Genomic DNA, 25,929 nt, shown 5'->3' with positions numbered 1-25,929 from the left:
GTAAATCTTTATGGAGTTTATCGAAGTATCCGCAAAAACCGTGGACGACGCCATTACAAAAGCCTGCATCGAGCTTCAGGCTGCCAGCGATAAACTGGAGATCCAGGTCATCAGCGAAGGCAGTTCCGGATTCTTTGGAATCGGAAGTAAACCGGCTGTGATCCGTGCCGCTGTAAAAGCCGCACCGGAAAAAGAACCGGAAGCACCCCAGAAACCAGAGAAAAAAGAGGCAGCTCCTGCACCGGTAAAGGAAGCGCCGAAAAAAGAAGCTGTAAAGAAAGAAACGGAAAGAAAATCTGCTCCGCGTCAGGCAGAAACTGCAAGACGCTCCGAGCCAAGAGAAGAGCGTGAAGTAGTTCAGAGAACAGACGAGGAAATCGCCCAGATCAAGGCAACGGCACTTGAGTTCTTAAGCGGTGTATTCAAAGCCATGGAGCTCCCGGTTGAGATCCAGATGGAGTATAATGCCGAGAACGGTTCTCTTGAAGTTGATTTTGCCGGTGAGGATATGGGCATCCTGATCGGCAAAAGAGGACAGACGCTGGATTCCCTTCAGTATCTGACCAGCCTTGTAGTCAATAAAGAGCAGAAGGATTACGTTCGTGTCAAACTTGATACGGAAAATTACCGCAAGCGCAGAAAAGAAACACTGGAAAACCTGGCAAGAAACATCGCTTACAAAGTGAAAAAGACCAGAAGACCGGTTTCCTTAGAGCCGATGAATCCTTACGAGAGAAGAATCATCCACTCTGCACTGCAGGGAAATAAATTTGTGGAGACCTACAGCGAGGGCAGCGAGCCATATCGCCACGTTGTTGTAGCGCCGAAACGATAAGAAAGCGTAAAAAATATGCAAAAAGACGGTACCTGTGTAAAATACGGGGTACCGTCTTTTCTGGTTTTCTGCTAAAATGGAACTATTCAGAGCCATGCGAAAGGAAAGAAAAAATGTGGATCTGAATACTGGGATCCCCAAAAAGAGAGGTTTTAGAAAGGACTGGAAACAATGGCAGGATTTCATTTGGATGATACGATTGCTGCGGTGTCCACAGCGATGGCGCCGGCGGGCATTGGTATTGTAAGAATCAGCGGAAACGATGCGTTCGAAGTGGCGGACCGCGTATTCCGTGCAAAAAAAGAAGGAAAAAAGCTTTCCGCGGTCAAATCCCATACGATTCATTATGGCTGGATTACCGAAGGGGAGGAAGTGATTGATGAGGTCCTTGTCATGGTGATGAAAGGGCCGAAAACATATACGGGCGAGAATACCGTCGAGATCGACTGTCACGGCGGGGTGCTGGCGGTGAAAAAAGTGCTCGAGGCAGTCTTAAATGCCGGTGCGCGGGCAGCAGATCCGGGCGAGTTTACGAAACGGGCGTTTCTGAACGGAAGAATGGATCTGACGCAGGCCGAGGCGGTTATGGATGTCATCTCGGCAAAGAGTGCGTATGCCTTAAAAAGCTCCGAGAGCCAGCTGCGCGGAACGGTGAAAAAGGCGATCCGGGCAATTCGCGAGAAGCTGATTTATGAGATCGCGTTTATCGAGTCGGCGCTTGATGACCCGGAGCACATCAGTCTGGACGGATACCCGGAGCGGCTGGCCGTGGTTGTTGCGGAGCAGAAAAAACAGGTTGAAAAGCTCCTGGCATCTGCGGATGAGGGTAAGATGATCCAGGAGGGCATCAAGACAGTTATTCTTGGAAAGCCGAATGCCGGAAAATCGTCGCTTTTGAATCTGCTGGCCGGAGAGGAAAAGGCGATTGTAACGGATATCGCCGGAACGACACGCGACGTGCTCGAGGAAAATCTGGTCTTAAAGGGCATTTCCCTTCGGATTCTGGATACGGCGGGGATCCGAAAAACGGCGGATACGGTCGAGAAAATCGGTGTGGATCGTGCTTTGGAGCATGCAAAGGACGCAGATCTGATTCTCTATGTGGTGGATGCATCCGTGCCGCTTGATGAGAATGATGCAAAAATCATGGAAATCCTGAAAGGGCGCAAGGCGATTGTGCTGCTGAATAAGTCGGATCTGACTGCGGTGATCGAAAAAGAGGAGATGGAGCAAAAGACAGGCGCTCCGGTCATCAGCATTTCCGCGCGGGAAGAGACGGGCATGGAAGAGCTGGAGGAGCAGATGAAAAAGATGTTTTTCCAAGGTGAAATTTCGTTCAACGATGAGGTTTACATCACGAATGCGCGTCATAAACAGGCGCTTCTGGAAGCAAAAAAGAGTCTGGAGCTGACGGCAGGCAGCATCGAAATGGGTATGCCGGAGGACTTCTTCTCGATTGACCTAATGAATGCGTATGAGGAACTTGGCTCGATCATCGGTGAAGCGGTGGGAGAGGACCTTGTGAATGAGATTTTCAGCAAGTTTTGTACAGGCAAATAGTCACGAAACAGTTCGTAGAGTTTAGATAGAAAAGGACAGGAAAAATGGCAGTTTTAGAAGAAACAATTGATATTGCCGTCATCGGTGCGGGCCATGCGGGATGCGAGGCAGCACTTGCGGCAGCGCGGATGGGGCTGGAAACGGTTGTATTTACGGTAAGTGTCGACAGCATCGCGATGATGCCGTGCAATCCGAACATCGGAGGAACCTCGAAGGGACACCTCGTAAAAGAGATCGACGCGCTCGGCGGCGAGATGGGTAAAAATATTGATAAGACGTTTATTCAGTCGAAAATGCTGAATAAATCAAAGGGACCGGCGGTGCATTCGCTGCGTGCGCAGGCAGACAAGCGGGCGTACAGCCAGTCGATGCGCGAGGTTCTCGAAAATACCGATCATCTGACGATCCGCCAGATGGAGATTGCGGAGTTGATCGTGGAAGACGGCGTTCTGACGGGCGTAAAAGCCGTTTCCGGTGCAATTTACCACTGCAAGGCTGCAGTGCTCTGTACCGGTGTTTACCTGAATGCGCGGTGCATTTACGGTGATGTGAGCACATATACGGGACCGAACGGCCTGCAGGCGGCAACACATCTGACGGATTCGCTGAAGGCAAACGGCGTGGAGATGGTGCGCTTTAAAACAGGAACTCCGGCGCGTATTGACAAGCGGAGCATCGATTTTTCCAAGATGGAAGAGCAGTTCGGTGATGAGCGTGTTGTGCCGTTCTCCTTCTCGACCGATCCGGAGAGCGTACAGATTGATCAGGAATCCTGCTGGCTGACGTATACGAACGAGGAGACGCACAAAATCATCCGCGAAAATCTCAGCCGGTCGCCGCTCTATTCCGGCATGATCGAGGGAACTGGTCCGCGGTACTGTCCTTCGATTGAGGATAAAGTCGTAAAATTTGCGGATAAAAACCGTCATCAGGTGTTCCTGGAGCCGGAGGGAAGATACACGAATGAGATGTACGTCGGCGGCATGTCGAGTTCACTGCCGGAGGATGTGCAGATTGCGATGTATCACACCGTGCCGGGTCTGGAGCATGCAAAAATTGTGCGGAATGCGTATGCGATCGAGTATGACTGTATCAATCCGAGACAGCTTCTGCCGTCCCTGGAGTTCAAGGCGATCAAAAATCTGTTTTCCGGCGGCCAGTTTAACGGCAGTTCAGGATACGAGGAAGCTGCGGCACAGGGCCTGATCGCGGGCATCAATGCGGCGCTCCGCGTGCAGGGAAAAGAGGAGCTGGTGCTCGACCGTTCCGAGTCGTACATCGGTGTTCTGATCGATGACCTCGTAACGAAAGAGAACCACGAGCCGTACCGAATGATGACGAGCCGCGCGGAATATCGTCTGCTGCTCCGCCAGGACAATGCGGACCTGCGTCTGCGCAAATACGGCTACCGCGTGGGTCTGATCAGCGAGGAGCAGTATGAGGCACTGAAAGTAAAAGAACAGCGGATTCAGGAAGAGATTGAGCGCGTGGAGAATACGTATGTGGGAACGAGCTCGAACATCAATGAGCTTCTGGAAGAGTATGGATCAACGCTGCTTTCCGGCGGAAGTTCGCTCGCAGAGCTGATCCGCCGACCGGAGCTGAATTATAAGATGCTGGCGGAAGTAGATCCGAAAAGACCCAAGCTGCCGGAGGATGTGCAGGAGCAGGTCAACATCAACATCAAGTACGACGGCTACATTAAGCGCCAGATGAAGCAGGTGGAGCAGTTTAAAAAGATGGAAGAGAAGAAGATCCCGGAGAACATCAATTACGACGAGATCCAGAGCCTGCGCATCGAGGCGAAACAGAAGCTGAACCTGTACCGCCCGATCAACATCGGCCAGGCGTCCCGTATTTCAGGCGTTTCCCCGGCGGATATTTCGGTTCTGCTGGTGTATCTGGGACATAAATAAATGGCAGATATGCATGCCTGAATTACGTTCTTATGCAGCGAAACAGCAAGTGCTTTCGCGCTGCGTGGATCGTAACAAAAAGTGCAGCGGGCACTTGGAAGAATAGAGAAGAACGGAGAACAACATGAAAGAATACAATCTTGAAGGATTTGAGCGCGGCCTTTTTGAGCTTGGAATCACACTTTCCGAGGAGCAGAAGACGCAGTTTCTGCAGTATTACGAGCTGCTGGTGGAGTGGAATTCGTTTATGAATCTGACGGCGATTACGGAGTTCGATCAGGTGATTACGAAGCATTTTCTCGACAGTCTGTCGCTGGTGAAGGTCTGTGATGTGGCACAGGCGGGACGCATTCTCGACGTGGGAACGGGAGCCGGTTTTCCGGGAATCCCGCTGAAAATCGCGTTTCCGGAGGTGGAAGTTGTACTGCTGGATTCACTGAATAAGAGAGTGAAATTCCTGAATGAGGTGATCGGACAGCTTGGCCTTTCGAAAATCACGGCGGTTCACGGAAGAGCCGAGGATTTCGCACGCCAGAAGGATTACCGGGAGCAGTTTGATCTCGTGGTATCACGCGCGGTGGCGAATTTAAGCTCGCTTTCGGAGTACTGTCTGCCGTATGTGAAGGTGGGCGGACGGTTTGTTTCGTATAAATCGGGCAAATTGAATGAGGAGCTTGCCGCAGCTCAAAAAGCGATTCATGTGCTCGGCGGCGAAGCAAAAGAGCCGGTCTATTTCCAGCTTACGGGAACCGAGGATGAGCGATCGTTTGTCTGCATCAAGAAGGGGAAGGCAACGCCGAAGAAGTATCCGAGAAAAGCGGGAACACCGGCGAAGGAGCCGATTCAGTAAAGAATAGATTTTTTGAGAAAGCTAAAAAAGAAACAAAAGTGTAAAAGGTGAAATCAGAAGAGATTGTTATGCCGAGTAAGTTGGCATAATAACCTCTTCTGATTTTTTATGTATATATACGATTAAATGTCTGGAAAATTACACTTTTGAGCAAAAAAACAATTCTCCTATTTGCAGTATTTTGCGCTGAATATTTTGTGAAAATATGATAATTGTTAAAAAAATTATATCAGTGTATGATGAGATAAATAGATCAATTGTGAAACGTAAAAGAAAATATGATAGGGGGGAATGGCATGAGGAAAATATTAAAAATATTTGTTTGCTTCATTGGAATTATGATATCAGCATCTACTGTATCGGCATCTAAACTTGAAATACTATCGGAATCTGAAGATTATGAAAAAATAGTTGAGCTGGCTGATGAAATTGTGTCTGTTACAAATGGAGGACCTGTTGAGGATCCGTTTGAGGAGGGAATCCGTGTATCGGATATTGATTTTGATAATGCATTAAAAGAGTATATTGATACGCCACTTTTGACCTCAGAACTTCTTTCTGTGTCCGAAGTAGAAAGCGCGTTAGAACAAAGCGATTATATTTGGATTATCCCGATTAGAGCATATGGACATTTGTATGAAGCATGTGCGGTAAGGGCAAATGGGGAAGATGGACAACCGATTGATCAATGGCACATAAGTGGAGCCAGAGGATATGAATTAGACGATACGCCGACCTATATAGAACAATTAAATATTTCACTTTCTGCAAACCCAGATATTGTATGGGACAATTATAAGTTTCGACTTGTTGGAGGAGTAGATCCGATTCGTTTTCCGGTCTGGATTACATTCACGGAAACGCAAATGGAGTATCTGATACCGGGACGTGAAGATGCTGCAGCGTGTCTTACAGACAGTTCGGAAATAGCGGAAGATAGACTTGATGGTGAAGAAGAATTCCATGCATATAGTTATGCTGCGGTTGTTGCCGCAGTTGCTGATTCGTCTTATATCGAAACTGACGATGCACAAGGAGGAACCAATATTGTCTTTGATGTTGCAAATCAGCCGGTGAAACATCAAAATAAGATGTTGGTAATTATTTTAGGAATTGGGATTCTGGCAGTTGGTATTATAGCTGGTTTGGCAATTAAAAGGAAACAAAGAAAGTGAAAGGGAAGCCCGGATGAAACATATCTAAAAACGAAAAGCTTGTAACGAAGAAACAGGTGCTATCTGAGAAAAAGAGACAGCACCTGTTTTTTATAGAAATTCCGGAAAATAATGCCAAAAATTCAGCACGGCAGAACGTGAATTACTGCGTTACAAATTTTTTATACACAGCAGCCCGGAATCAGAAATCCGATGTAGCTGATGAGAAACAGTACAAGCCAGACTGCTCCCGGCAGGAGTGTCAGATGGCAGGAGGCGCGTTTCCACTCAGCGGGAAGTTTTGCAGTGAGTGAAGAATAGCCGTCATCGATCCAGACCATCAGCGGGACAAGCGCCGGCATCAGGTAGCGGCCCTGAGACTGGTAATCGCTGAAATACGTGTTGTACATGTCCATGAACAGCGTGACCAGGCAGGCGAGGAACAGCATCACAAAGAGGAGAAGCTGCGGCTTTTTGCGGAACCAGTGCGGAACCATGCCGAGGAACAAAAACACTAGGAATCCGAATGCCATCAGGGCGCCGTACAGCAGATAAAGCACCATCGGGAGATGGACGGTCATGTAGGAGAACGAGCCGATGAAGCTGCTGACGGTCGAGAACAGCCAGTTGGAGGTGCGGCCCTCCGGGGTCTGTAAATACGTCTGCTGGAAGCTCCAGCCTTCGGATGCCGGGGTCTGACGATTCTCTGGTTTGTATTCATCGGCTGCGTACAGCGATGCGGATTCATTCGAGGTGCGCATGCCGAGCAGATCGCCGTCGTGGATGACGGGATTGCGGATGAAGAACCAGCCGCCGATCAGGAAGGCAATGGCAAAAACCAGAAACGCTTTGGCGAAGATCTCCTTTGCCGGTTTCCTGAAATGTATCATCAGCGCGAAGAACAGAAGAATGCTGCAGAGCAGGTACGCGTAGGCGTTGTAGTACGACAGCGCGCAGAGTCCGCAGCCTGCTCCAAGGCCGATGCAGTCTTTCTTGCAGAATGCGCTTTTCATGCCGCGGATCCAGAAGTAGATGATCAGTGCGACCGTGAAAACAGCAAAAGAATCGTTGTTTACATAGCAGGAGAGGAACACGAACTGCGGCAGAAATCCGACGAAAATACCGCCAAGCAGTGCCGATTCGCGGCGTTCAAAGAGCTCTTCTCCGATCAGAAAGACAACGATCAGTGTGCCGGTGCCGGAAAGGACGCTGGTGAGGCGGGCGGCAGTTAAGAGAACCGCTGCACTTCCGTTGAACAGCGCTGCAATGCCCATAAATACCGCGCTGATGAGTGCAGTCAGATACGGATACAGCGCATAGGAAAAGCCCCACAGCGGGTGGCGCACCGCTTCCTCCATGCCGTTCGGCAATGCGTGGTGTGAGACGATGTATTCCGGAATCAGCATCCGCATCGCTTCGTCGGGGGCGTGTTCGGTTTTCAGGAAAATGGAAGTGCCGAAGCAGATGCAGAAAAAGCCGAAAATCAGCATATACTTGGCCCAGTAGTAGTCTTTTTTATTCATAGAGTCTCCTAAAATCTCCAGTCCCGGACGGGAAAAAGTCCGGCGTAATGTTTCGCGGTGGAACAAAAATGGAAAAGCGTCCGTCCGCGGATACGTTATAGTATACATGATTCTTATGGTAAAAGAAATTGATTTTTTGTCGAAAAACAAACAAACTGCTCCATGCCTTCACCGTTTTTTCACAAATTTTCCAGCAAATTATCACATTTTCAGAATAAGATAAAGTGTCTTTAGAAAATGAGAGCATCTCCGGCTCTTTCACCCCCAAGGGCGGGCTGGGACTGCTTTAAGAAACAAGGAGGAAGGAACATTGATAGAGGTTAAAAACCTGGTGAAACGCTATGGCGACCACGTAGCTGTCAACAACCTGAGTTTTACCGTAGAAGAAGGCCAGATCTATGGATTTCTTGGCCCAAACGGCGCCGGAAAATCAACAACCATGAACATCATCACCGGCTATCTGGCATCTACGGAGGGCGAAGTGCTGATCAACGGCCACAACATCCTGGAGGAGCCGGAGGAGGCAAAAAAATGCATCGGCTATCTGCCGGAGCTGCCGCCGGTCTACACGGACATGACCGTTCTGGAATATCTGAAATTCGTGGCGGAATTAAAGAAAATTCCAAAGGATCAGAGAAAGAAACAGATTCTTGAGGTCATGAATCTGGTGAAGATCACCGATATGCAGAACCGTCTGATCAAGAATCTGTCGAAAGGATACCGACAGAGGGTCGGACTGGCACAGGCAGTGCTCGGTTATCCGCCGATCATCATTCTCGACGAGCCGACCGTAGGTCTGGACCCGAAGCAGATCATTGAGATCCGCGATCTGATTAAATCACTGGGCAAAAAACATACCGTTATCTTAAGTTCCCATATCCTTTCCGAGGTCAGCGCCGTCTGCGATTACGTCATGATTATCGCAAAGGGACAGCTCGTTGCGAGTGATACCCCGGAAAACTTAAGTAAACTGATGCTTGGATCAAACACGGTTACATGTACCGTTCACGGAACGAGAAAGCAGCTGGTTCCGGCGCTTAATGCGCTCGATGCAAAAGAGATCCAATATGAAAATACGCCGAATGAGGAGCAGATTAAGGTAAAAATTACCACTGAAAAGGATAAGGATATCCGCGAGGAGCTGTTCTATGCACTGGCAAAGGCCAACTGCCCGATCCTCGAGCTGACTTCCTCCTCGATGTCTCTGGAAGACGTCTTCCTGGAGCTGACCGATGATTCCGGAAAGGCTGCAAGAAAGCTGAAAAAAGCAGAGAAAGAACAGCTGAAACAAAAAGAATGTGAAAAAGAATGTGAACCAGAAGCAGACAAAACGGCTGCCGGGGAAACGTCTGAAGAAAAAAGCACAGATGCAGCGGAATCAGCCGCTGAAACAAAACAGGAGGAGGGAGACGCACAATGACGGCGATTTATAAAAAAGAGTTAAAAAGCTATCTGACAAGCATGATCGGATATCTGTTTATGGCGTTTACTCTGGCGCTGTTCGGCCTGTATTTTACGGCCATCAACCTGCAGCAGGGTTACCCGGAGATCGGATACGCGCTGCAGAATTCCGCATTTATTCTGCTGATCGCAGTACCGGTTCTGACAATGCGTGTCCTGTCGGAGGAGCAGAAAAATAAGACGGATCAGCTGCTCCTTACCGCACCGGTAAAAATTTCCGATATTATCCTTGGAAAATATCTGGCACTTCTCACCATTTATGTGATTCCAGTGCTGATTATGTGCCTGTATCCGCTGCTTCTTGGAACCCACGGAACAGTTTCCTACGCTGTATCCTACACTTCGATCCTTGGCTATTTCCTGCTGGGAGCAGCCTATATTTCGGTCGGTGTGTTCGTTTCCTCCATCACCGAGAGCCAGGTCATCGCAGCCGTTGTCGGCTTTGTGATCCTGTTCCTGTGCTACGTGGAGAGCGGTATCGCAAACTTCTTCCCGGAAGGAGCCGGAAGCTCTTTCTTTGCTTTCTTTATCATCATTGCACTGGTATGCCTCTGGATCGGCAGTATGATTAAAAACCCGATCATTACCGGTGTGATTGCCGTGATCGGCGAGGGTGCGCTGACGGCAGTTTACTTCACAAAATCCACCCTTCTCGAGGGCAAAATCCAGGATCTGCTCGGTGTCTTCAACATGGCAGGCCATATGGATAACTTTGTGAACGGTATTCTGGACATTGGCGGTGTTGTTTACTACCTGTCCGTCATTGCAATCTGCACTTTCCTTGCAATGCAGTCCCTGCAGAAAAAACGCTGGAATTAGGAGGTGGAGACGATGAGCAGCGAAAAGAAGGAAAAGAAACAGCATAAAATGAATTTCAACATCAAAGAAAGGCTGAAAAAGACGTTCTCCAAAGAACATCTGAAGGAAGTGTTCACCGGCGAGGAGCAGAAAAAGCACCTGAAACAGGGCTCTTATTCTTCGATTATGACGGTGATTGTTCTGGCCGTGATTGTAGTTATTAACCTGATTGTGGCACAGATTCCGACCAGTAAAACGCAGATTGACCTGAGTACCCAGAAAATGTACTCCATTACAGATGAGACGAAAACGGCATTAAAGGACCTCGATCAAGACGTCACCCTGTACTATATCGTACAGAAAGGCAGCGAAAACGATACGATCGAGAAGCTGCTGGAGCACTACGATGAGCTTTCTGACCATATCAAAGTAGAGACAAAAGACCCGGATCTGTATCCGAAATTTACGAGTCAGTATACCGATCAGACGGTAGCTGCAAATAGTGTGATTGCCGTATGCGGTGACAAGAGCAAGGTGGTCAGCAACAGTGATATGTGGGAGACTTCCACGAACTATCAGACCTATCAGACACAGACGACCGGCTTTGACGGCGAGGGTCAGATTACCAGTGCCATCACGTATGTGACGAGTGAAAACAACCCGAAGGTTTACTGGGTAACCGGCCACGGCGAGGCTTCCGAGAGTGATCTCTCTACGAACTTCAGCGATGCCATTAACAAAAACAATGTGGAAATTAGTGATCTTGCCCTGATGACAGACGATATCCCGGAGGATGCCGAGGAGCTTGTAATCATGTCCCCGACCACCGATTTTTCAGAGGATGAGGCAAATAAAGTCATTACCTACCTGGAAAACGGCGGAAAACTTCTGATGTTCACCAGCTATACCGGAACGGATATGCCGAATCTGGATTCCATACTGGAGAACTACGGCGTGAAACGCTCCAGCGGAATTGTTGTGGAGACCGATTCCCAGCATTATTATCCGCAGATGCCGTATTATCTGCTGCCGAACATTCAGAGTGATGACATTACAACCGAAGTAAAGAGTAATTACATTCTGATGCCGGTTGCACAGGCAATTCAGAAGCTCGATTCTTATCGTGATACCATTACGATCAAGAGCCTTCTGACGACCACCGAGGACGCTTATATTGAAAATGACCCGGAGAACAGCACCTGGTCGAAGAGTGCGGACAGTGAGACGGGCGCATTTGACCTTGGTGTTTCCATCACAGAGACTGTAGATGATAAAGAGACACAGATCATTTATTTCTCGAGTGCATCGATGCTGAGCAGCCAGATTGACCAGGCAATCAGCGGTGCGAACTCGAAGCTGGCAGCGACTGCACTGACCTCCATGTGTGATGTGGAGCAGACCGTTGTTATTCCAAGCAAGAGCACAAGCTATACAAACCTGGTATTTACACAGGGAGCGGTTAACACCTGGTCTATTATTACCATTGCGGGAATTCCGCTGGTACTTGTTGTGATTGGCGTGATGATCTGGATGAAGAGGAGAAAACAGTGATGAAGAAAAAAGGAAAGATGGCGGCCTGCCTGATCCTTTTGGTACTGCTTCTTGCCGTACTGGTGGTGCTGACGAAGAAAAACAGCACCGCCGATGCGGACAGCAGCAGTTCGGATTCTGGTGCAGACGCCGAAAAAGTGGTTGATTTTTCAAAAGATGATGTAACGGCGCTTTCGTTCCAGATCAACGGAGAGACGGTGTCCTTTACGAAAACAGCAGGAGACGATGATACCGATATCTGGACATACGACCAGGAGGATGGATTCCCATTGGATGAGGGCAAGATAACGAGCGTTTTAAGCTCTCTTAGCAGCATGACAGCAGAAAGAGTCATTGAAGGCGATGAAATCGATTCTATGGCCGATTTTGGACTCGAGACGCCGTCTCAGGAGGTTGTAGTGACTGCGGGAGACGAGAAAACGACGATTCATGTCGGAGATAAGAACAGCTCGAGCAGATACTATATTTATCTGAACGATGATACGAGTAAAGTTTATCTGGTAAGCACGTCGCTAGGAACGATGTTCCCGTCCGATATGATGGAGTGGGCGACAACGGAATCCATGCCGTCTGTGACGGCAGATAATATTACGAAGCTGCAGGTGGAGGGTGAGAACGGATATACGCTGACAAAAGAAGTAAGCGCTGCTGATTCGGCACTCCAGACGGATGAATGGCAGGTTGTGGACGCAGATGGAGCGGCACATGGCGGTGATGCGGATTCGATCAGCACCATGACAAATGCGGTGGCATCTCTTGGCTTTGGAGATCTTGTTACGTACAACGCATCGGATCTTTCCCAGTACGGACTGGATCAGCCAAAGACGACGATTCGCGTGCATTACACGGAAGAGCAGGAGGTTGACGATACAACAACGGCAGATACTTCTTCGGATTCCACAACAGATTCTGCATCAAGCGACAGCACTGCAACGAGCTCCTCTTCCGAAACGACAACCGTTGCGGTGGAGAAAGATCTGGTATTGTATGTCGGCAATGCAAATGAGGACGGCGGTTCTTATTACGTGAAGCTGGACGGCTCGAATGAAGTTCATCTGACGACGGCTTCGAACGTTGAAACCTTCACCGGAAAGAAGGCATCTGATTTCTGGAATATGTATATCGGCATGGAAAATGTATCGGATCTGAAGAGCCTTGATATTACGTATAACGGCGAGACGAAGACGTATGTACGCCATGTAGAAGAGAAAAAGGATGACGACAGCGATTCCACAACACAGGAAATCAGCTATACCTGCGGCGATAAAACGATTGATAAATCAACGTTTACCACATTCTATTCTTCACTCATTGGCCTGAAGGCGCAGACGAAGGATGAGAGCCTCGTACAGGCCAAGGATGCCGAGTTTACCGCAGTCTTCCATATGACAGACGGCGACCTGACATTTGCTTACAGCCCGTATGATTCAAGCTTCTATTACACGGTAGATGAGGACGGAGTGCCGTCTCTTGTGAATAAAAATAACGTGAAGACCATGCTGGAAAATTACGGGAAACTGCTTGCGGCAAAGACGGAAGATGACAGTTCTTCAGACAGCACGTCAGAATCAGCGGAATAAAGAGTCATTAAAATCTGGTTAAAATTGAAAACGGAGGATTTACTAAGAGTGAAAAAATCAGTAAGTCTTCCGCTTTTTTATGGGAAAATGAAAGCGGAAGAAGTATAATGGGAGTATAACAAAGACGGTGGATGGGGGGTGAAAGGATGAAAAAGGTTTGTTTGACAGTATTGTGTATTCTGCTGGTGGGCTGCGGTAATGCAGAAACGGCGGAAACAGAGGAGAAAATGCGGTTTGAAAATCTGGATCCGGCAAAGGTAAATATGCAGTACGGAGGGTTGAAGGAGTGGGATCGGTTTTATAATAGCTTTTATGAGCAGAAAGAGGGAAGCGATCTCATTGTTCTGGGAACGGTAGAGGATTATAGCTGTTTTGCCGGGGGAATTGAGATTGCAACCAATATTTCACTGCGGGTGGATGACGTTTTGAAAGGTGATATGGAAGCCGGAGAACATATTACGGTTCGAAAGCCGGGCGGAGCAGTTACGGTGGAAGAGTATCTGCAGTCCATGGAGGATGCGGGAATTACGTACTGGAACGCAGAGGAGCTGAAAGCGGAGTATTCGGAGGAGGAACGGCGGGAGAACTATATACAGATCAGCTTCTGCGACCTTGATCCGGTGATCGGGCAGAAATCCTTGTATTTTCTGGAGAAAGATGCGGAAAAGGAGCTTTATTACCGGCTTTGCGACGGGTTTGGACAGTATGTAGAGACTGCGTCGGGTGAATATGTAAACGCGTATGAGATTGCAGATGAGAAAAGAAATGCGGATGAGCCAATGATGCTTGCACTGGGAGAAACGGTGGAATTTGACCCGGATGCAGCGCCGGAGGAGAGAATTAATATTTATACGATGGATGAAATAAAAGAGGGAATGGAAACGTATACAGCGCCGCCAACGGATTATCCGGGCGCAGAGGAAGATGCGTTGGAAATGGACTGTGAGCCGGGTTAAAAATGGAAAAACGGAGGATTTACTGACATGGAAATATCAGTAAATTCTCCGTTTTTTTGTCTCATTTTTTTCGCTCGAGGCCGGGAGCAGAAGGGGGTATTACTGTACCGGTGCGAAGAAGATCTGGATCTGGTCTAAGAGGGCCTGCGGGGCCTCCATCTGCGGCATGTGCTTTGTTTTCGGCAGGATCTGGGTTTCGATGGAGGTGTTGAGCGCTGTGTACAGCGCAAAGGTTTCGGCGATGCCTGGCTCCTCCTCGCCGCCGATGAGGAAGATGCTGTTGTCAATGTGCTTTAAGGCGTGGCCGATGTTGAGGTTCACGTAATTGCCCGCAAGGCTTGCAAAAAGGTACTTTCCGGCACTGCTCTGGAGGTGGGCTGACTCATAGAATGCGTCTACGTCCTCCGGCGAGCGGTGGAACGGGTTGTGGTAGTAGCTCTCGGTGAATAAAAGCTCGATGTTGGAGCGGCCGGTGAGCGTGTGGTACAGCAGCGTGCCGACAAGCGGGAGCTCAATCATGCGTTTCAGGAAGCGGCTGCGTTTATCCGGAATTTTGTTGAGCTTGGCAAGGTCGGTCGGGTTGATCATCATGATTCGGCCGAAGCATTTCGGGGCTGTATTGCAGGCGGTTACGACGAAAGAACCGGATAAACCGGATGCAATTACGTCGGTTGGACATCCGATGACCTGCTTGATGAAGGTGACGATGAGCTGTACGTATAAAAAGTTTGTGTACGTGATCGCCGGCTTGTCGGAACGGCCGCAGCCGAGAAGATCGAGTGTGTAGACGGTGTGATCCTGGGCGAGAGTATCCTCAATATACTGCCATTCGCGGCCGCTGGAGGCACAATGTAAGTCATGAAGTAAGAGCATCGGGGTTCCGGTGCCTTTTTTTGTGTAAAAAATATCGCCGAACTGCCAGGAGAAGATCTCTTTTTCGGTCGCTGCGAGCAGGTTTTTCCGTATGGCAGCGGTATCGAGTGTCTTATTTAAAAAGTAAATCGCTGCACCGGACATCGTGGTTAATACACTGAGCGTAACCAGTTTTTTGCTGTGTTTCATATCTAAAACTCCTTTCAGGGTTCTCCCAAAGGGGATGGATTCGGGGAAAATGTGGTGCTTTTTACCCATTATAAGCGAAAAAGGAGAAAGATACAATGCAAAAATGAAGGGAAAGATGGGAAAAAGAGAAAAAACAGAGGATAATTGAGCAAATTGTAGCGGCAATTGTGGACAACAATGATTATGTAAACCAAAGATAAAACGCGTTACTAAATAGTTTACATAACTATGAAAAATGAGAAAAAAAGCAAACCTGATGACTACAAAAACCTGAAAATACGAGAACGAAATAAAATCCTGACAAACGGGTGAAAAAACCGAAAAAAGAGGGCCAAGATCGGGTTTAGTAAATGGTTCGGAAAATACGAAAAAACGAATTAAAAAGTTCAATTTATATAAAAATACAAAAACATAATTAAATAATTTAATAAAACGAAGAAATGGAAAGTATAAAACGGTGTGAAACATGCGAAAATATGGGAAAAACAAGAGAAAAGAATAAAAACATAAAAATGGAAGAAAAAATACGAATGTTTTAAAAGTTTGAAAGACGAAAAACAGCTGGGGAACGAAGGAAGAGGATAAGAAAACTGCTTCTCCATGAAGAATGAGAACTGGAAAATGTGAAAAATGATGTTTCACGTGAAACATTGGGAGAGGTGTGAAACATGAAAAAGAGGGAGTGAGAGAGTTACATAAGTAAAAAGTGAAAAAGATGAAAAAAGGCAAAAAAGGAGAAAAAAGAGGAAAAAGAGGAAAAAGAGGAAAAAGGATAAGAAAGGCAAATGAAGCAAAATATGAGTAAAAAAAGAGAAAAAGAGTAGAAGAAGGGTAGAAGAAAGGAAAGGACAGCACGACGGACAAAAAGAGAAAAAACGTAGAAAGTAAAGATGGAGCAGCAACAGCGGAAGAAGAAATAGAGACGTTGGCTGAAAAGAACAATAGACATAGGCGAAGAGGGGGATTGGGATGTAGCGTGAAATGGAAGAGAAATGGTAAAAAAACAGAAAAATGTGCTACTGGTAATAAAAAGGGGAACAGAAAGAGAAAAAACAGTAAAAAAGGGAGAAAAAAATGTTGCACGGCTCGCGCTTCTTACTGATGGAACTTAAAAACAGAAAAATAGTAAAATCTCATAGAAAAAGCACTAAAATGTAAAAAATGGGATCTGAATCACGCTCAAAAGCTTTTTCTTTGCTAAAAAAAGAGATGTTTACGATCCTGGAAGGCCTGTAAACATCTCTTTTTGCTGATTTTTTGTAGAAATAATGGTTTAGAGCACGTTTGAAAAATTATTTCTGAGTCTATGCGCTGCCATACATCCGAAGGGATCTGTTACGGAAAGTTCCCCTCGGATGTATGGCAGCTTTGCAATATATTTTGCTCTTATTAGTCGACATGACGCGTAATGTCTCTTTTTTTACCCTACAGAAAAAATATTAGTACTGAAAAACGGATTGTCGGCTGGATAAAGCATGAATTCCTGGATGTAAAAAGTATTTTGAAACATAATCCAAAATTTTCTAAAAAAGAGCACTCATACTATCTAAATGATACCTGTTCAACACATCTTTCACCCCGGAAACGATTTCTTCCCTGCTGTAGTTGTGGTCTTCCAGAAAGTCATTGTCCAGCTGATTCAAATGTGAATAGAAGAGAAGTGCAGTCTTTAACGATTCCATATTTTCTGGATTCTGTGTGAAATCATATAACTGATTTTCTGCATCGTTAATAAATCCCTGATCAGCGAGGTGAATCAGCGAATATAACGTTTTTTCTGCATCCTCTGACTCAAAAACAACAGATACAGGATCCTCCTCTTTGAAATCAATATGAAAAAGCAGTTTTAAAACCGTTCGAACCATTTCTTTGATCAAACGCAGCAGATAATCATCTTCAAACATGGCGAAAACCTCCTTTCTTCGGTTATGAGCAAGTTCGGTCAAAAAATAATGGCCGGAATAGATATAGTATAACATGAAAAAGCCTTGAAAAACGTTAAAAAAAGAAAAATCCCTTTGTGAAACAGCATCTTTTTAAAAATGTTTCACGTGAAACATCGCCAAAAATCTCCAAAATTCACCGGTTTGGTGTCCCGCGATCATGTAAAAATGCAGAAAATGTTTCACGTGAAACATTTCCAGTAGTAAAATCCGGCGTAGTATGATAGAATATTCTTGTCCCAAATTGGGGCAATTTTAGATAGAAATCTGAAGAAATCCTCAGATATACTGGCGCATGAAGAGAAAAATTATTTCCTTGAACACGCCGAAATACCTGCCGCATAGTTTCCTGTTTCCCGAAAAAATGCCGGCAGGTCATTTCCTGTAAAAGGGAAAAACAGTAAAAAAAGGAAAACAAAAAGATGAAAGGAGGCAATACATATTTTGGGAAGAACAATTGCAATTGCCAACCAGAAAGGCGGCGTAGGGAAATCTACCACCGCAATCAACCTTTCTTCCTGTTTAGGGGAAATGGGACAAAAAGTTCTGACCATTGATATGGATCCGCAGGGAAATACAACCAGCGGAATGGGAGTGGAGAAAAACGAAGTAGAAAATACAATCTATGAACTGCTTCTGGGAGAGTCGAAACTGGAGGATTGTATTATTCCGCTGAAATTCGACAATCTTTCCCTCGTTCCTTCCAATGTCAATCTGGCCGGAGCGGAAATTGAGCTGATCGGGGTGGATGATAAAGAATTCATTCTGAAAAAAGCAATCGATCAGGTCCGCGATCAGTATGACTTCATCATCATCGACTGCCCGCCGTCCTTAAATATGCTGACGATCAACGCGATGACCACCGCGGACACCGTTCTGGTGCCGATTCAGTGTGAATATTACGCACTGGAGGGATTATCACAGCTGATGCATACGATTGAGCTGGTGCAGGAGCGTCTGAATCCGGATCTGGAGATGGAGGGCGTTGTCTTTACCATGTACGATGCGAGAACCAATCTTTCTCTGCAGGTAGTGGAAAATGTAAAGGATATCCTGAAACAGAATATCTATAAGACCATTATTCCGAGAAATGTCCGTCTTGCAGAGGCACCGAGCTATGGCATGCCGATCAACTATTATGATAAGCGTTCTACCGGTGCAGAGAGCTACCGTCTCCTGGCAGACGAAGTGATTCACAGGGGGGATGAAGAGTAATGGCGGCAAGAAGAGGAGGATTAGGGAAAGGCCTGGATTCACTGATTTCACCAGGACTCCCATCTAAAGCAGAAGCAAAAGAGAAAAAGGCAAAACCGGAAATTAAGGTTGTCGAGAAGGTTGTTGAAAAAGTTGTTGAAAAACCGATCGAGATGAAACTGAAAATCTCTGATATCGAGCCGAACCGGGAACAGCCGAGAAAGTCTTTTGACGAGGATGGCCTCATCGAGCTCTCGGAATCCATCAAACAGTTCGGTATCCTGCAGCCGATTCTGGTACAGAAAAAGGATGACTACTACGAGATCATCGCCGGAGAGAGAAGATGGAGAGCGGCAAAACTTGCCGGTGTCAAAGAAGTTCCGGTGATTATCAAGGACTTTACCGAGCAGGAAGTCGTAGAGATTTCTTTGATTGAAAATATTCAGAGAGAATCCCTGAATCCAATTGAGGAGGCACACGCATACAAACGCCTGATGGAAGAGTTCCATCTTCGCCAGGACGAAATCGCAGAGCGGGTTTCCAAGAGCAGAACGGCGGTTACGAACTCGATGCGTCTCTTAAAGCTGGATGACAGAGTACAGCAGATGGTTGTCGATGAAATGCTGACAACGGGTCATGTACGGACACTGCTGGCACTGGAGGACAAGGAACTCCAGTACAATACGGCCATGAAAATCTTCGATGAAAAGCTCAGCGTCCGTGAAACGGAGCGCCTGGTCAAAGAGATCTTAAATCCAAAGGTGAAGAAAGAAAAGAAAGTCAACCTGGAAGAGGAAGCCATCTACGAGGGACTGGAAGAGAAAATCAAGAGTATCATCGGTACCAAGGTTTCCATTCACCGCGGGGCAAAGCACAAAGGAAAGATCGAGATCGAGTATTATTCCCAGGAAGAGCTCGAGAGAATCATGGATCTGTTTGAATCAATACAGTAAGAGGTAGAATAATGAGCGATTTATTTAGTAAGGTAGGAATTGACCTTGGCGTTGTTGTACTTCTTCTGATTGTACTGATTATCGTGATGATGATTATGACGGTCAGCATGTCGCTGCGTCTGAGCAGACTGAACCAGAAGTACAGAAGCTTTATGAAGGGAAAAGACGCCCAGTCACTCGAAAAGCTGTTTCATCAGCGGTTCAAGGAAATTGACAAACTGAACAAGCAGAATGAGCTGACGAAAAAGAATCTTGCGGATCTGAAAAAGATCCAGGGCATGACGCTGAACAAATACGGAATCGTAAAATATGATGCGTTTGATGATGTGGGCGGAAAGATGAGTTTTGCGCTGGCAATGCTCGACAAAGAAAACACAGGTTTTATCCTGAATGCAATCCACAGCCGTGACAACTGCTTTTTATATCTGAAAGAGATCGTAAAAGGCGAGTCCTATATCATGCTGAGCACCGAGGAAATCGACGCGCTGCGCCAGGCAATTACGATGAATTCGATCGATCTGATGTAAAAGCGGACCGCAGAAAAACAGCATGAAAGAACGCTTGAAAAAATGCATATACTGTTATATGATGGTACTGGAACGCGCCAAACCCGCATAAATGCTGGAAAAACGGCAGTGGTTCCGGGCTGGAAAGAACAAAAAGAATCCCGCCAAAATGAGGGGATAAGATCTACTAGGAGGAAATTATGTTAGACATTAAGTTTTTAAGAGAAAACCCGGAAGTTGTAAAACAGAATATCCGAAATAAATTCCAGGATCAGAAACTGGAGCTGGTTGATAAAGTCATCGAGCTGGACAAAGAAAACCGTGACATCAAACAGGAAGTAGAAGCACTTCGTGCAAAAAGAAACAAAATCTCCAAACAGATCGGCGCACTGATGGGCCAGGGCAAGAGAGAAGAGGCTGAGGAAGTAAAGAAACAGGTAGCTGTTGACGGTTCCCGCATCGAGGCTCTTTCTGCAAGAGAAAAAGAAGTAGAAGAAGAAATCAAGAAGATCATGATGGTGATCCCGAACATCATCGATCCTTCCGTACCGATCGGAAAAGATGACAGCGAGAACGTAGAAGCAGAGCGCTTCGGCGAGCCGGTTGTACCGGATTTTGAAATCCCGTATCACACCGACATTATGGAGTCCTTCGACGGAATCGATCTGGATGCAGCAAGAGAAGTTGCAGGAAACGGATTCTATTATCTGATGGGCGACATTGCACGCCTCCACTCTGCCATCCTTTCTTATGCAAGAGATTTCATGATCGACCGCGGATTTACCTACTGCGTACCGCCTTTCATGATCCACGGCAACGTTGTAAACGGTGTTATGAGCTTCGCTGAGATGGAGTCCATGATGTACAAAATCGAGGGCGAGGATCTGTACCTGATCGGAACCAGCGAGCACTCCATGATCGGTAAATTCATCGACAGCATCATCCCGGAGGAGAAACTGCCTCTGACCCTGACCAGCTACTCTCCGTGCTTCCGTAAAGAAAAAGGAGCACACGGCATCGAGGAGCGTGGTGTTTATCGTATCCATCAGTTCGAGAAACAGGAGATGGTTGTTGTCTGCAAACCGGAAGACAGCATGATGTGGTATGACAAACTGTGGAAGAACACCGTAGACCTGTTCCGTTCCATGGATATCCCGGTTCGTACTCTGGAGTGCTGCTCCGGTGACCTGGCTGACCTGAAAGTAAAATCTGTCGATGTTGAGGCATGGTCTCCGCGTCAGAAGAAATACTTCGAGGTAGGAAGCTGCTCCAACCTTGGTGATGCACAGGCAAGACGTCTGAAAATCCGTGTCAACGGCGAGGACGGAAAGAAATACCTGGCACATACCCTGAACAACACCGTAGTTGCTCCGCCGCGTATGCTGATCGCATTCCTGGAGAACAACCTGAATGCAGACGGAACCGTAAGCATTCCGGAAGTTCTTCGTATGTACATGGGCGGAAAAGAAAAACTGGTTCCGAAACACTAATCGCATAAGAAATACAAAGGAATGAGAGGAGGTGTTCTTATGCACGCTTACCTGAAAACTATTGGATTTTCAAAGATCAAGACGACGAAGGAACTCCAGGAGATTCTTCGTGATGTAGTAGAAAACTACGACCGTAAAAAGATTGTGGAAACAGAAGAACACCACCTTTTTGCTGAATTTTCGAAAGAATATGCATATGACTGTGGTATCACGGTCTGTGGGGAAATTGATGAGAACAACCGTTTCCAGATGGAATATTATTATCCCTATTTCGAGGGCGGGCAGATCAGCTCCTACGAGGAGGTATCGGTGGAGCGCCACGTCGATAAGGAATCGTTTGCAGGCGCCTGCGACGATATGCGGCTTGGCATCACGATGATCTTTTATCTGACGCATGCAGCGGAATATCTTGAGATGAAACAGAAAAATGCGCTGCAGCCGCTTCCGCTCCCGCTTTCTGTCTCCGGTCTTGCAGCGGAAGGAACAATTCTGCTTCCGATCCAGAAAGACCCGGAACAGGTCGAGAAGGAGCGCCGCAGCACGCAGCAGAAGAATTCACTGATCTCGGCTGCCAGAAACGGGGATGAGGATGCGATGGAAAGTCTCACCATGGATGATATTGACACATATGCCATGATTTCCCAGCGTCTGACGAAGGAAGATGTCTTTTCTATTGTAGATAGCTTTTTCATGCCGAGCGGTCTCGAATGTGACCAGTACAGCGTGATGGGTGAAATTACGGAGATGAATACAACGAAGAACGCGGTAACGGGCGAGCAGGTGTATGAGCTCGGCCTCGTCTGCAACGATGTGCCGATAGACATCTGTATCAACGAAAAGGATTTATTTGGAGTACCGGAAGTGGGAAGACGTTTCAAAGGCCAGATCTGGCTGCAGGGAATGCTGGAACATCTGTAAGGAAAAAATAAAAAGAGCGAGGACGGAAAAAGAGAAAATTCAGTCCTCGTTCTTTTTTTGCAGATTTTTATAGCGATAAACGGATGTTTACTGGTTCTGCACCAGATTCAGATGCTTACGCACCCGCTCGATCAGCATTTCAAGAGCAACGGTGTTCTGTCCGCCCTCCGGGATGATCACGTCGGCACGGCGCTTGCTCGGCTCTACGAACTGCTCGTGCATCGGTTTTACGGTCGTCAGGTACTGCGTTACAACGCTGTCCAGGGAACGGCCGCGCTCTTTTACATCGCGCAGGATCCGGCGGAGAATCCGCACGTCCGCATCGGTATCGACAAAGACTTTGATGTCCATCAGATCGCAGAGATCCTTCTCAACGAAGAGGAGAATGCCCTCGAGCACGATAACCGGGGCAGGATGGACCAGAATCGTTTTATCCGAGCGGTTATGCATGGCATAATCGTAAACCGGCATCTCGATGGATTTTCCGGCTTTCAGCTCGAGAATGTGCTGGCATAACAGGTCGGTATCAAAGGCATCGGGATGATCGTAATTTAATTTGGCACGCTCCTCAAAAGGAATATCGTCATGGCGTTTGTAATAGTTGTCATGGCGCAGAATGCTCACTTCATCGCGTCCAAAACTTTCTACCAGCTTATCTGCCAGTGTCGTTTTTCCACTGTCGGTTCCTCCGGCAATTCCTATCAGTATCGTATCCATAAGAAACTCCTTTTTATCCGATGATAGCCAGTGTTGCGCTTGTTCCGAGACGGCTTGCGCCGGCATCTACCATAGCCTGTGCCTCGTCTGCGTTGTGGATTCCGCCGGAAGCTTTTACGCCCATATCCGGGCCTACGGTCTTTCTCATCAGGGCAACATCAGCCGCTTTTGCACCGCCGGTAGAAAATCCGGTGGAGGTTTTTACGAAGTCAGCGCCGGCTTCTTTTGCGAGCTCGCACGCTTTTACTTTCTCTTCATCGGTTAAAAGGCAGGTCTCGATGATGACTTTCAGAACGATGTCCTTGCCGCATACTTCTTTTAAGGTCTGGATATCGGAGCGTACGAAGTCGTATTTGCCGTCTTTGAGGGCTCCGACGTTGATGACCATATCAACCTCCTGTGCACCGTCTTCGATGGCCGCACGGGTCTCAAACGCTTTTACACGGGTATCGGACATGCCCAGAGGGAAGCCGACAACGGTGCAGACTTTGACGTCAGATCCTTTGAGTTTTTCAGCAACGAATTTGGTGTAGTACTGGTTGACGCAGACAGAAGCAAAATCATGTGCAAGTGCCTCGTCGCAGATCTTTGCAACCTGTGCTTCGGTTGCGTCTGCTTTTAAGATGGTGTGGTCAAATAATTTGGTGTTCAGCATAATTTTTTCCTTTCTTTGATGAAAAATAAATTAGAATGATAGAGAAAAGGCAGAGCCGAAAAAACACAGTTCGGATTTAACGGCTCTGCCTTTAAAAATTGTAACTATTCAGAGCCACATCTCGATTCCGCTGCGCTGCATCTCGATGTGGCTGCTCGCCATATGAAATTCCAGAAAAAACCGCTCATTCATGCAAGCATGATTCGCAATTTTTTCTTCCATTTCACATGGCTCTGAATAGTTACATATTATCTTGCGCCCTTATCGTATGGAATACCTTCGGCTTTCGGAGCCTGGGAATTCTTGGATGTGAAGGCGAGAATAATCATGGATGCGATAAACGGCATCATGTTGTAAATGTTCTTGGACAGTCCCAGATGGGAGAGGACGGTGGAGTCCGCAATGTTTGCCAGGGAACGGAATACCGCAAAGAATACGGCTGCTCCGGCAATGTGGAACGGTTTCCACTGACCGAAGATCATAACAGCGAGGGCAAGGAATCCGGCACCGGCTACGCCGACTTCGAAGTTCCAGGTGGTAACGGACGGAACGATGTAGGCAAATCCGCCGATACCGCCGAGTGCACCGGAGATGATAACACCGGTGTATCTCCACTGGTATACGTTGATACCAACAGAGTCGGCTGCCTGTGGATGCTCACCGCAGGCACGCAGGCGCAGTCCCCATTTCGTTTTGAAGAGGAACACGTAGCTGCAGATCAGAAGGATGATGCCGATGAACAGGAAGATGTTCACGGTAAATGGTCCGATCTTGTAAATGAAAGCGGCGTTGGTGTAGTTCAGCTTTGCGGAAGCTGCACCGTTTCCGGCATCCGAGCCGTTGTTGAATGCTTTTACCAGGACGATGGCAATGGCAGTAGCCAGCATGTTCAGCGCGGTTCCGCCGATCGTCTGGTCTGCTTTCAGTGTGATGGCGGAGAAGCCAAGCAGCAGAGAGTAGATCATACCGGATACGGCGCTCGCCAGAATGGAAAGTGCCACAAGTGCAGGAGCCGGGAGGTCCGGGAACAGAACCAGGACGAAGACACCGGCAAGGCCGCCGATCGCCATGATTCCTTCCAGCGCGATGTTGATGACACCGCTTCGCTCGGAGAACATACCGCCCATCGCAACGAGCATCAGAACAACGGCGTACAGTAAGGTAAATTTAATTAAAAGGAACATTATTTCTTCTCCTCCTTTCCGTTGTCTGCATTGGCATTTGCTTTCTGCTCTTTTTTGCTCTTGAACAGGTTTGCAACGATGCCCTTGAACAGGGTAACGAATGCGCAAAGGTAAATGATAACGGCAACGATCAGGTCCGCGATCTCCGGCTGATAATATTTCGTAGGCAGGTAAGCACCGCCGACCGAAATATGAGCAACGAAGAGAGCAGCGAAGATAACGCCGATCGGGTTGCTAAGTGCAAGAAGCGCAACCGGGATACCATTAAATCCGATGGCCGGGAGTGCTGTCGATACCTGCGGGTTCCACTCGGATGCACCGGAGAGGAAGTAGAGGCCTGCACCGATTCCGGCAAGCGCACCTGCGATGGTCATGGAGAGAACAACGTTTCTCTTCTCATTGATGCCGGCGTATTTGGCAGCATCCTTATTGAACCCGCAGGCTTTCAGCTCATAGCCGAAGGTTGTTTTGTTCAGAACGATGTAGATGATGACCGCAATGGCAATCGCAATGAAAATCGCAATCGTTGTGGAACTGGTACGGAAAATGGAGTTCATGCCGCAGTCCGGAATCAGGGATTTCGGAGAAGCGGAGCTTAATTTGTAAGTACGTGTGGTCTTCTGATCATACATGCCCGGGATGGTGTTGTACATCAGCTCATTGACAAGATAAAGACCAATCCAGTTGAACATGATGGAAGTAATAACTTCATTTACGTTGAAGTATGCTTTGAAGATACCAGGAACTGCTCCCCAGATGGCTCCGCAGACCATAGCAGCCAGAAGGCATACATACCATGGCATGTGGAGGATGATGGCAAAATACAGGGCGCCGAAGACACCGATGGTGTACTGTCCGGCAGCACCGATGTTGAACAGACCTGTTTTAAAAGCAAATGCAACCGAAAGTCCGGTCATAATCAGGGGAGCGGACTGAGCGATTTCACTTCCGATTCCTTTCGGCTTTAAGTAAAAGCCGCCTTTGATGATTCGTGTAAATCCATCCACTGCGTTCTCCGCGTTGATGCAGTATAAAATGATAAATCCCACAAGAAGACCGATCACAATACATACAAGAGAAGCGACAATGGACAGAAGAGCGTTTTTCGTTTTTTCGTTCATGC

Annotated in this window: 22 protein-coding genes; 15 read left to right on the top strand and 7 right to left on the bottom strand. The window is 47.3% G+C overall.

What is annotated here, in order from left to right; translation table 11 throughout:
• Nucleotides 1–10 precede the first annotated feature (10 nt).
• The 5 genes from jag (at nt 11) to DWY63_RS17060 (ending at nt 6,336) form a co-directional block, all read left to right on the top strand.
• Nucleotides 11–835, top strand: coding sequence for an RNA-binding cell elongation regulator Jag/EloR (gene jag, locus DWY63_RS17080; RefSeq protein WP_022462269.1), 825 nt, complete (start codon nt 11–13; stop codon nt 833–835).
• Between the two features lie 171 nt (nt 836–1,006).
• Nucleotides 1,007–2,395 carry a tRNA uridine-5-carboxymethylaminomethyl(34) synthesis GTPase MnmE gene (mnmE, locus tag DWY63_RS17075; RefSeq protein ID WP_055225963.1) on the top strand — a complete coding sequence of 463 codons (1,389 nt, stop codon included), beginning with the start codon at nt 1,007–1,009 and terminating at the stop codon, nt 2,393–2,395.
• 44 nt (nt 2,396–2,439) lie between these two features.
• Nucleotides 2,440–4,311 (top strand): tRNA uridine-5-carboxymethylaminomethyl(34) synthesis enzyme MnmG, encoded by a 1,872-nt coding sequence (gene mnmG / locus DWY63_RS17070; protein WP_117802684.1) that lies wholly within the window; start codon nt 2,440–2,442, stop codon nt 4,309–4,311.
• Nucleotides 4,312–4,435: 124 nt separating this feature from the next.
• Complete coding sequence (rsmG, locus tag DWY63_RS17065; RefSeq protein WP_117802683.1) at nt 4,436–5,161, top strand: 16S rRNA (guanine(527)-N(7))-methyltransferase RsmG; 726 nt, start codon at nt 4,436–4,438, stop codon at nt 5,159–5,161.
• A gap of 296 nt (nt 5,162–5,457) precedes the next feature.
• Nucleotides 5,458–6,336: a hypothetical protein gene (locus DWY63_RS17060; protein WP_117802682.1), complete on the top strand. Its 879-nt coding sequence runs from the start codon at nt 5,458–5,460 to the stop codon at nt 6,334–6,336.
• A 161-nt stretch (nt 6,337–6,497) separates the two neighbouring features.
• Here DWY63_RS17060 and DWY63_RS17055 read toward each other — a convergent pair whose 3' ends face one another.
• Entirely contained in the window at nt 6,498–7,838 is a 1,341-nt protein-coding gene (locus tag DWY63_RS17055) for an ArnT family glycosyltransferase (RefSeq protein WP_158568387.1), read from the bottom strand.
• 310 nt (nt 7,839–8,148) lie between these two features.
• Between DWY63_RS17055 and DWY63_RS17050 the strand changes: the two genes are divergently transcribed.
• The 5 genes from DWY63_RS17050 (at nt 8,149) to DWY63_RS17030 (ending at nt 14,184) form a co-directional block, all read left to right on the top strand.
• Entirely contained in the window at nt 8,149–9,258 is a 1,110-nt protein-coding gene (locus tag DWY63_RS17050; RefSeq protein ID WP_117802680.1) for an ABC transporter ATP-binding protein, read from the top strand.
• Entirely contained in the window at nt 9,255–10,118 is an 864-nt protein-coding gene (locus DWY63_RS17045) for an ABC transporter permease subunit (protein WP_022462025.1), read from the top strand. The genes DWY63_RS17050 and DWY63_RS17045 overlap by 4 nt, the downstream gene beginning before the upstream one ends.
• Before the next feature lie 12 nt (nt 10,119–10,130).
• Nucleotides 10,131–11,648 carry a GldG family protein gene (locus DWY63_RS17040; RefSeq protein ID WP_243001913.1) on the top strand — a complete coding sequence of 506 codons (1,518 nt, stop codon included), beginning with the start codon at nt 10,131–10,133 and terminating at the stop codon, nt 11,646–11,648.
• On the top strand, nt 11,648–13,228 hold the full coding sequence (locus DWY63_RS17035) for a DUF4340 domain-containing protein (RefSeq protein ID WP_117802679.1): 1,581 nt from the start codon (nt 11,648–11,650) through the stop codon (nt 13,226–13,228). Before DWY63_RS17040 ends, DWY63_RS17035 begins: the two co-directional genes overlap by 1 nt.
• A 146-nt stretch (nt 13,229–13,374) precedes the next feature.
• The gene (locus tag DWY63_RS17030; protein WP_055225948.1) at nt 13,375–14,184 is read left to right on the top strand and encodes a hypothetical protein; all 810 of its coding nucleotides are present in this window, start codon (nt 13,375–13,377) and stop codon (nt 14,182–14,184) included.
• Between the two features lie 99 nt (nt 14,185–14,283).
• On the opposite strand, the gene DWY63_RS17025 is transcribed toward DWY63_RS17030, so the two are convergent.
• Nucleotides 14,284–15,246: an alpha/beta fold hydrolase gene (locus DWY63_RS17025; protein ID WP_055225945.1), complete on the bottom strand. Its 963-nt coding sequence runs from the start codon at nt 15,244–15,246 to the stop codon at nt 14,284–14,286.
• 1,523 nt (nt 15,247–16,769) lie between these two features.
• Nucleotides 16,770–17,150 carry a DUF6483 family protein gene (locus DWY63_RS17020; protein ID WP_055225943.1) on the bottom strand — a complete coding sequence of 127 codons (381 nt, stop codon included), beginning with the start codon at nt 17,148–17,150 and terminating at the stop codon, nt 16,770–16,772.
• Nucleotides 17,151–17,633: 483 nt separating this feature from the next.
• On the opposite strand from DWY63_RS17020, the gene DWY63_RS17015 reads away from it, so the two are divergent.
• From DWY63_RS17015 to DWY63_RS16995, 5 genes are all read left to right on the top strand, one after another.
• Nucleotides 17,634–18,404 carry a ParA family protein gene (locus tag DWY63_RS17015; RefSeq protein ID WP_055225942.1) on the top strand — a complete coding sequence of 257 codons (771 nt, stop codon included), beginning with the start codon at nt 17,634–17,636 and terminating at the stop codon, nt 18,402–18,404.
• Nucleotides 18,404–19,336, top strand: a complete 933-nt coding sequence (locus DWY63_RS17010) for a ParB/RepB/Spo0J family partition protein (RefSeq protein WP_055225940.1) — start codon at nt 18,404–18,406, stop codon at nt 19,334–19,336. The genes DWY63_RS17015 and DWY63_RS17010 overlap by 1 nt, the downstream gene beginning before the upstream one ends.
• A gap of 11 nt (nt 19,337–19,347) precedes the next feature.
• Nucleotides 19,348–19,863, top strand: a complete 516-nt coding sequence (locus DWY63_RS17005) for a DUF4446 family protein (RefSeq protein WP_055225938.1) — start codon at nt 19,348–19,350, stop codon at nt 19,861–19,863.
• 179 nt (nt 19,864–20,042) lie between these two features.
• Nucleotides 20,043–21,332: a serine--tRNA ligase gene (gene serS / locus DWY63_RS17000; RefSeq protein ID WP_022461753.1), complete on the top strand. Its 1,290-nt coding sequence runs from the start codon at nt 20,043–20,045 to the stop codon at nt 21,330–21,332.
• A gap of 39 nt (nt 21,333–21,371) precedes the next feature.
• Nucleotides 21,372–22,250 (top strand): DUF3881 family protein, encoded by an 879-nt coding sequence (locus tag DWY63_RS16995; protein ID WP_055225936.1) that lies wholly within the window; start codon nt 21,372–21,374, stop codon nt 22,248–22,250.
• Between the two features lie 87 nt (nt 22,251–22,337).
• Here DWY63_RS16995 and udk read toward each other — a convergent pair whose 3' ends face one another.
• The 4 genes from udk to DWY63_RS16975 form a co-directional block, all read right to left on the bottom strand.
• Nucleotides 22,338–22,967: a uridine kinase gene (udk, locus tag DWY63_RS16990; RefSeq protein WP_117802678.1), complete on the bottom strand. Its 630-nt coding sequence runs from the start codon at nt 22,965–22,967 to the stop codon at nt 22,338–22,340.
• A gap of 13 nt (nt 22,968–22,980) precedes the next feature.
• The gene (deoC, locus tag DWY63_RS16985; protein ID WP_022461750.1) at nt 22,981–23,622 is read right to left on the bottom strand and encodes a deoxyribose-phosphate aldolase; all 642 of its coding nucleotides are present in this window, start codon (nt 23,620–23,622) and stop codon (nt 22,981–22,983) included.
• A 248-nt stretch (nt 23,623–23,870) separates the two neighbouring features.
• A complete protein-coding gene (locus DWY63_RS16980) occupies nt 23,871–24,806 on the bottom strand; it encodes an ABC transporter permease (RefSeq protein WP_055225933.1) in 936 nt (311 codons plus the stop codon).
• Entirely contained in the window at nt 24,806–25,927 is a 1,122-nt protein-coding gene (locus tag DWY63_RS16975) for an ABC transporter permease (protein WP_055266722.1), read from the bottom strand. Before DWY63_RS16975 ends, DWY63_RS16980 begins: the two co-directional genes overlap by 1 nt.
• Between the last annotated feature and the right edge of the window lie 2 nt (nt 25,928–25,929).

The organism is Blautia sp. AF26-2 (assembly GCF_003460955.1).
Lineage (GTDB): Bacteria > Bacillota > Clostridia > Lachnospirales > Lachnospiraceae > Fusicatenibacter > Fusicatenibacter saccharivorans.
Note: the sequence above shows the minus strand (reverse complement) of the source record. Positions and strands in the feature narration are given on the sequence as shown.

Excerpts from the sequence above, each read along its gene's own strand:
- mnmG (WP_117802684.1), top strand. The coding sequence starts at position 2,440 with ATGGCAGTTTTAGAAGAAACAATTGATATTGCCGTCATCGGTGCGGGC.
- DWY63_RS17030 (WP_055225948.1), top strand. The coding sequence starts at position 13,375 with ATGAAAAAGGTTTGTTTGACAGTATTGTGTATTCTGCTGGTGGGCTGC.
- jag (WP_022462269.1), top strand. The coding sequence starts at position 11 with ATGGAGTTTATCGAAGTATCCGCAAAAACCGTGGACGACGCCATTACA.
- udk (WP_117802678.1), bottom strand. The coding sequence starts at position 22,967 with ATGGATACGATACTGATAGGAATTGCCGGAGGAACCGACAGTGGAAAA.
- DWY63_RS17045 (WP_022462025.1), top strand. The coding sequence starts at position 9,255 with ATGACGGCGATTTATAAAAAAGAGTTAAAAAGCTATCTGACAAGCATG.
- DWY63_RS17055 (WP_158568387.1), bottom strand. The coding sequence starts at position 7,838 with ATGAATAAAAAAGACTACTACTGGGCCAAGTATATGCTGATTTTCGGC.
- rsmG (WP_117802683.1), top strand. The coding sequence starts at position 4,436 with ATGAAAGAATACAATCTTGAAGGATTTGAGCGCGGCCTTTTTGAGCTT.
- deoC (WP_022461750.1), bottom strand. The coding sequence starts at position 23,622 with ATGCTGAACACCAAATTATTTGACCACACCATCTTAAAAGCAGACGCA.
- DWY63_RS16995 (WP_055225936.1), top strand. The coding sequence starts at position 21,372 with ATGCACGCTTACCTGAAAACTATTGGATTTTCAAAGATCAAGACGACG.
- DWY63_RS17005 (WP_055225938.1), top strand. The coding sequence starts at position 19,348 with ATGAGCGATTTATTTAGTAAGGTAGGAATTGACCTTGGCGTTGTTGTA.
- mnmE (WP_055225963.1), top strand. The coding sequence starts at position 1,007 with ATGGCAGGATTTCATTTGGATGATACGATTGCTGCGGTGTCCACAGCG.
- DWY63_RS17040 (WP_243001913.1), top strand. The coding sequence starts at position 10,131 with ATGAGCAGCGAAAAGAAGGAAAAGAAACAGCATAAAATGAATTTCAAC.
- DWY63_RS17020 (WP_055225943.1), bottom strand. The coding sequence starts at position 17,150 with ATGTTTGAAGATGATTATCTGCTGCGTTTGATCAAAGAAATGGTTCGA.
- serS (WP_022461753.1), top strand. The coding sequence starts at position 20,043 with ATGTTAGACATTAAGTTTTTAAGAGAAAACCCGGAAGTTGTAAAACAG.
- DWY63_RS16980 (WP_055225933.1), bottom strand. The coding sequence starts at position 24,806 with ATGTTCCTTTTAATTAAATTTACCTTACTGTACGCCGTTGTTCTGATG.
- DWY63_RS17010 (WP_055225940.1), top strand. The coding sequence starts at position 18,404 with ATGGCGGCAAGAAGAGGAGGATTAGGGAAAGGCCTGGATTCACTGATT.
- DWY63_RS17035 (WP_117802679.1), top strand. The coding sequence starts at position 11,648 with ATGAAGAAAAAAGGAAAGATGGCGGCCTGCCTGATCCTTTTGGTACTG.
- DWY63_RS16975 (WP_055266722.1), bottom strand. The coding sequence starts at position 25,927 with ATGAACGAAAAAACGAAAAACGCTCTTCTGTCCATTGTCGCTTCTCTT.
- DWY63_RS17060 (WP_117802682.1), top strand. The coding sequence starts at position 5,458 with ATGAGGAAAATATTAAAAATATTTGTTTGCTTCATTGGAATTATGATA.
- DWY63_RS17025 (WP_055225945.1), bottom strand. The coding sequence starts at position 15,246 with ATGAAACACAGCAAAAAACTGGTTACGCTCAGTGTATTAACCACGATG.